The sequence below is a fragment of the Paraprevotella clara YIT 11840 genome (assembly GCF_000233955.1).
GTDB lineage: Bacteria > Bacteroidota > Bacteroidia > Bacteroidales > Bacteroidaceae > Paraprevotella > Paraprevotella clara.
Map to the genome: position 1 here is coordinate 1 of NZ_JH376611.1, position 5,328 is coordinate 5,328.

5 protein-coding genes are annotated in these 5,328 nt (G+C 38.3%); all 5 read right to left on the reverse strand.

From position 1 onward, the window contains the following. On the reverse strand, positions 1–791 hold a 791-nt coding region (locus tag HMPREF9441_RS19225), incomplete at its 3' end, for an acyltransferase family protein (protein WP_008621325.1). A gap of 4 nt (positions 792–795) precedes the next feature. Then, entirely contained in the window at positions 796–1,782 is a 987-nt protein-coding gene (locus tag HMPREF9441_RS11565) for a glycosyltransferase (RefSeq protein WP_008621326.1), read from the reverse strand. Positions 1,783–1,786: 4 nt separating this feature from the next. Beyond that, positions 1,787–3,175, reverse strand: coding sequence for a lipopolysaccharide biosynthesis protein (locus HMPREF9441_RS11570; protein WP_244949745.1), 1,389 nt, complete (start codon positions 3,173–3,175; stop codon positions 1,787–1,789). A 137-nt stretch (positions 3,176–3,312) separates the two neighbouring features. Beyond that, positions 3,313–4,224 (reverse strand): alpha-1,2-fucosyltransferase, encoded by a 912-nt coding sequence (locus HMPREF9441_RS11575; RefSeq protein WP_008621328.1) that lies wholly within the window; start codon positions 4,222–4,224, stop codon positions 3,313–3,315. Between the two features lie 427 nt (positions 4,225–4,651). Then, a partial coding sequence (locus HMPREF9441_RS11580; protein WP_008621329.1) for a PD-(D/E)XK nuclease domain-containing protein occupies positions 4,652–5,328 on the reverse strand: 677 nt, incomplete at its 5' end.

A 5,328-nucleotide genomic window follows, 5' to 3' on the forward strand; every position in this document is an offset into this window, starting at 1 on the left:
CCCCCCGAAATGTTATTTAACAAAATGGAGCTTATATTAAGCTTTTGGGCTTTGTTAAAGACCAAAATGGCAATAAGAAACATAACGAAACTGTATTTTCCAATGAGGGATGCATATATAGGAAACAATTTATTGTGTACGGCAACTATATAGCACCCTCCGATTATTATGAATGAGAAAGAATAGATAAAGCATTTTACAACTCTCCTTTTTAGGAAACCAATAGATATAGGATTCCTTTTCAATAAGCTTGCTGTAAAAAATAATAATATAAACATCGCCCATTTTCCGATAGATGCACTTGTATATACAGTATGATATAAAGATATGGTCACGGTTAGCATGCACACCAATGCCGTGAGGCATTTATCAGATACAGTTTGAATAAATTTGTTGAAAAATGGAGCAAAAAGAAGCATCATGATGAACGCTTGTATAAACCAGTATTCATTTGAAATGGGAATAAATATGGATTTCAAGAGTAGTGGCAAACTGAATCCGCTACAAATGATTCCAATTACAAAATAATAGAAAGATACACATAGCCATAAACGTATAATGCGAATCAAACGGAATTCTTTTCCTGATATGAAATATGCTGAAATCAATACGAATGTATCAACACCTACTATCCCCCATGAGCCTAATGTTGCGGCAATAATCTTGTTTATGGAGAAGTCTGATAAGGGTAATGTTCCATTAAAACTATGCATATACAAATGGAACATTACTATGAAAAACATTGCAAATATTCTCAGTAACTCAAAGTTCGATGACCTAAGATTTTTCATATTATTAATCAAAATGAATTTTTAGTAACTTTATTAATGCCTCATGCAGAAAGGGGAATAGGAAATAAACCAGTTTGCGTTTGAAGTTTACAGGCATTCTTTTGAGATTCTGAAGCCTAGCTGTATTAGAAATATACGTCAGGATATTCCTTTTCTCGGCATCGGTAAGTTCTATGGATTTCTTGCATCTGCACCATGCTTCTATACCAAAATTTATTCTCCAAATATATGAAGCATATACAAGGTCTTCTTTTCCCGACAAGGCCAATCCTTCTTCAATATTTTTTGTTACCTTAAAAAATGACATCAACTTTTTTCTGTCCCATGGTTTTGTGATGATGCTCCCTTCATGTACATAATAGGCATAAAGTGCTTCCTTGGTAGTTACCATTTTTTTTGCCGCCAATAGAAGCCTATACATGATTGCTGCATCCTCAAATAGCAAGTCTGGAAATCTTATCTCTTTGAATAATTCAATTTTATATAGCTTGTCCCATGCGGCAGGCTTGATGTCTGAGGTCACAGCCAACAAGTGAAATGTGGCTTCTTCGCCTGAATATAGACAGACATCGTGCTGCTTTTTATTTGCCGGGGCTGTTTCAAAGGTGAACTTGTCATTATAGAATCTTGTCCTGCCGCATCCTGCCACGTCTGCATTGTATTCTAATGCCAGTGCAAGCAATCTTACATAAATTTCAGGATGTACAAAATCGTCAGAGTCAACGAAAGCCACATAGTCACCGGTCGCTTCCGCCAAGCCTGCGTTACGTGCCATACCCATTCCTTTGTTCGCCTGATGAATTACTTTGATTCGTTTGTCTGACGTTGCATATTCGTTGGCTATTGCAAGGCTGTCATCGGTCGAACCGTCATCAACTATTATGATTTCTACATTCTTGTAGTTTTGGTAAATTAAGGAATTGATGCACCTTCGTAAAAAGGAACGAGCATTATAAACTGGCACTATGACAGATATTTTAAGTTGTTTCATTAATTCATTTTTTTATTATGAGTTTTATCCGGTTTAGCATGTGTTGATAAGAATCCGTGTTATGCCAAAACACATAGAATATCAATATGGTTTGAATACATGCCACACAACCTTTTATGGCGTAATTCATAATTGTTTCTTCTATGAATACATGAAATACCCAACTTACGCTACTTAATGAAATGATATGGAATGAAAATACGAATAGCAGGTATTTTGTGTAATCCGTAATACTCTTCTTCATTACGTTGCGGTATATCAATATCGGGAATGTGTACAGGTACACACAGCATTGCGCGACAAGCATGCCGACAAATATTCCTGCAAGTCCAAATTTGAATAACAGGATGACGGATATGATTATATTTGTCAACGATTCGGCAATAGGTACATATCGGTCTTCATACTGAATGCCGGACGCAGCTTTAAATACACCGAATACTCTGCGTTGGTTTGTGAAGATCATATTGAGAACCAACAGGATGACAATGGTGTGGTTCAAGACAAACTCATCTCCGAAGATTGTTTTAATGAAAGGGTTGATCAGGACAAATAGCATGTTGACGGCTATTGCGGAAAATAACGTGTTGATGCCATTGAGTTCTTCAAAAATCGACAGTCTTTTACTACTGTCTTCTGTGGCCAATAAATTCCCTACGCTGCCCGTTGTGCCGTCGAATGCCTGCTGTAACACAGAGTTAATGGCGCTAATGACATAATAGTAATTGGAATAAATGCCGACTAATGCCAATCCTAAAAATTTAGATATTAGTATATTGCTTGTTCCATTAACAACAAAAGTACCAATCTTGTGGAAAAGAAGCCCCTTGATTTTTTGTATGATGTCTTTGAGTAGGTCTTTTGCAATTTTGGGATACTTCTTAGCCGACAAATATGCGTAGTGTTTGCTTACGTATATGTTTATGCTGATGTTTTCCAATAGTCTTAATCCTAATTTTACTGAAAGATACAAATAGTAATCTTTTGTCCAATATAATATGCCGACTTGAACGATGTTGCAGCATACAACGAAAAAGGTGTTAATGATTGCTACGATATAATTCTTCTGGTCTGCATAAAGGATAGAACGTTTGTAAGCAAATGTGTATGTCGCGATTACGTCTGCGAGCATTAAATAATATACGATATGGATATTTACTGGAAGCGATGAGGCTGTTACGAAAAAGTCCAACTTTACTGACAGGATCATTCCTACGGTAAGCATAACCAAAGCAATGCCCCTATAGCAATTCTTGTAGAATTGCATAATAGACCCTACCATTTCCTTGTTGTCATTTGCCAATGGTCGGTACAAATGATAAATAATGGCAGTTCCTATGCCCAATTCTGCTATGCTCAGCATGTTCAATACACTGCCGAATAATCCGTTCACACCTTGGTACTCTATGCCTAAGATGCTTATGAGGAATTTTCTGTTTGCCAGTCCAAACAATATATTGGCAGAATAGTATATTACACATGCCAACATACTGTAAGTGGAGTTTCTCGTTCGACTATTACGCATAAGGATTAATCGATATATTTCCAATAATCTTCTTTTATGTCTGTCGGTTCCGGATTCTCATTCCGCCATTTTTTAGGAGCAACTACAATCTTGTCTTTATTGTCGCATAGATGTTGGGCCCACCAACTGAATGAACTGTTGGAAATTACAAAGTTGCGGCAAGCTGTCATTATATATAGTTTCTCACTTGGATTTAATCCATTCCTTTCGAATATTACTTCTCCTTTAAATGCCAGGTTCTTCCGACACCATTCATTGTCGTCCGAACAAACATAGACCAACGTGTCACTCAATATATTTTGTATGTATTCAACTCCTTTCCTAAAATAATCGGTAGAACAAACATTATACCTTGCAGCGAGATTGGGGTCATTTACAAAGTTTCCTCTTCTCACAGTAACACAGATGGATTCCTTACGTTTTAATCTTTCATACAATAATTGGTCCTTGGGAAGTAAGGACTCCTTGGGAGTGAATTCTTTTCTTATAATATCATCTATTTTAGAAAAATATTTAGGCGATTCATACCATCCTTTGATATAGTTGAATTTCCCTTTCTTGGGTCTATAATGCATGATATGGCAATTGCTATCATAATAACATATGCCAAATAATGCCAATATAGGGCATATTAGTCGTTCTATATAATATTTGGTTCTCAGATGGTTTATGGGCTTAAGATGCCATGCAATTCTTATCAGGTAATAAATGGTTTTAGGAATCTCGGTTCCATTCGCTTTTCTGTATGGGATGACATTATATCTAGCTAATGATTCTTCAGATAAATCCGCGTGGTCTAAAAACACATCTCTATAATCAATGACAAGTTCGTCACCAGTTATGTATTGTAGATAACGCGCATGAGCATATTGAAACAGTTGGTTTCCTAATCGTCCGTGTATATGTAAATATATCATATAAAAAATAAGTTGATAAGTGGGTAACTGTCTTGCTGGGGGTGAATGGGGCCTTTTTTTGATATGTAAGCTTTCAAATTAGGGCATGCTCCATATATTCCTACACAGGAGTTTTTCCAAAAACATCCTTCATCCTTCAGGATGCATGTTAACGAGTTCATTATTTTGAAGTTATAGCCTGAAGGATGTTTCAGGCATCTTTCAGTCACGTTTTATTTCCTTTGGAAGAGAACGGAAAATCAATCTGCGGAGAATGAAAAATCGTTTGGCTTAGATTGAAAAATCGTTTGGCGCAGAACGTTTGACGGCTTTCTGACATGAAAGGGAACTGAAAGATGAAATTTCACCGTTCATTTCCTAATATGTTGTATGATAGATGTTTACTATACATCCTGAAGGATGTTTTTGGAAATCCCTTGGGAGTATTTTAGTTAGTGATCATCCAATCCTTCAGGGTATGCCGTTCCATGTCAAAGTTGATTCCGACCTTCACCACTGGCAGGCTGCACAAGGCGAAACGTTCGGGATAGTTCTTCAGGTCGATTTGCTGCATGGCGGCTTCAGCGGATTGGTTCAGCTTTAGTTCCACGACGTAGAGCGTGGTAGCCGTGCGCATCACCATGTCCACCCGTCCTCCCGGGGTACGTACTTCCACATCCACGTACGCGCCAAGGAGGCTGAAGATGATATAGAGCATCTGTTGGTAATGGCCTTCGTAGTCCGTGCGGTCGCAATAAGGGACGGTGGAAAGGAAGGTCTGCAGCAGGCACAGCATCCCGTCCATATCACCGCGCACCAAGGCTCGGGCTAAATTGACCACCGTGGTATTGGTCGTCTGCGTGTCACGTGTCACATAATAAGGTATGAGACTGCGCATCAAACCTATCCTTACTTCCGCATTCGGGATGTCCAAGGTATAGATTTGGAACATCTCATCGTACCCCTTGATGGTGACATAGCCGCTTTGGTACAACAAAGGAGTGATGCTTTCCATCCGTTCGGTCGGTGCGTCAAAATCAGCCGCCACAGCTTCGTTACCCCCTATTTTGGAGGGTAATACACCGAATTTATTCAGCATTTCAATTAAGTAAGTGGGCGTGCCGC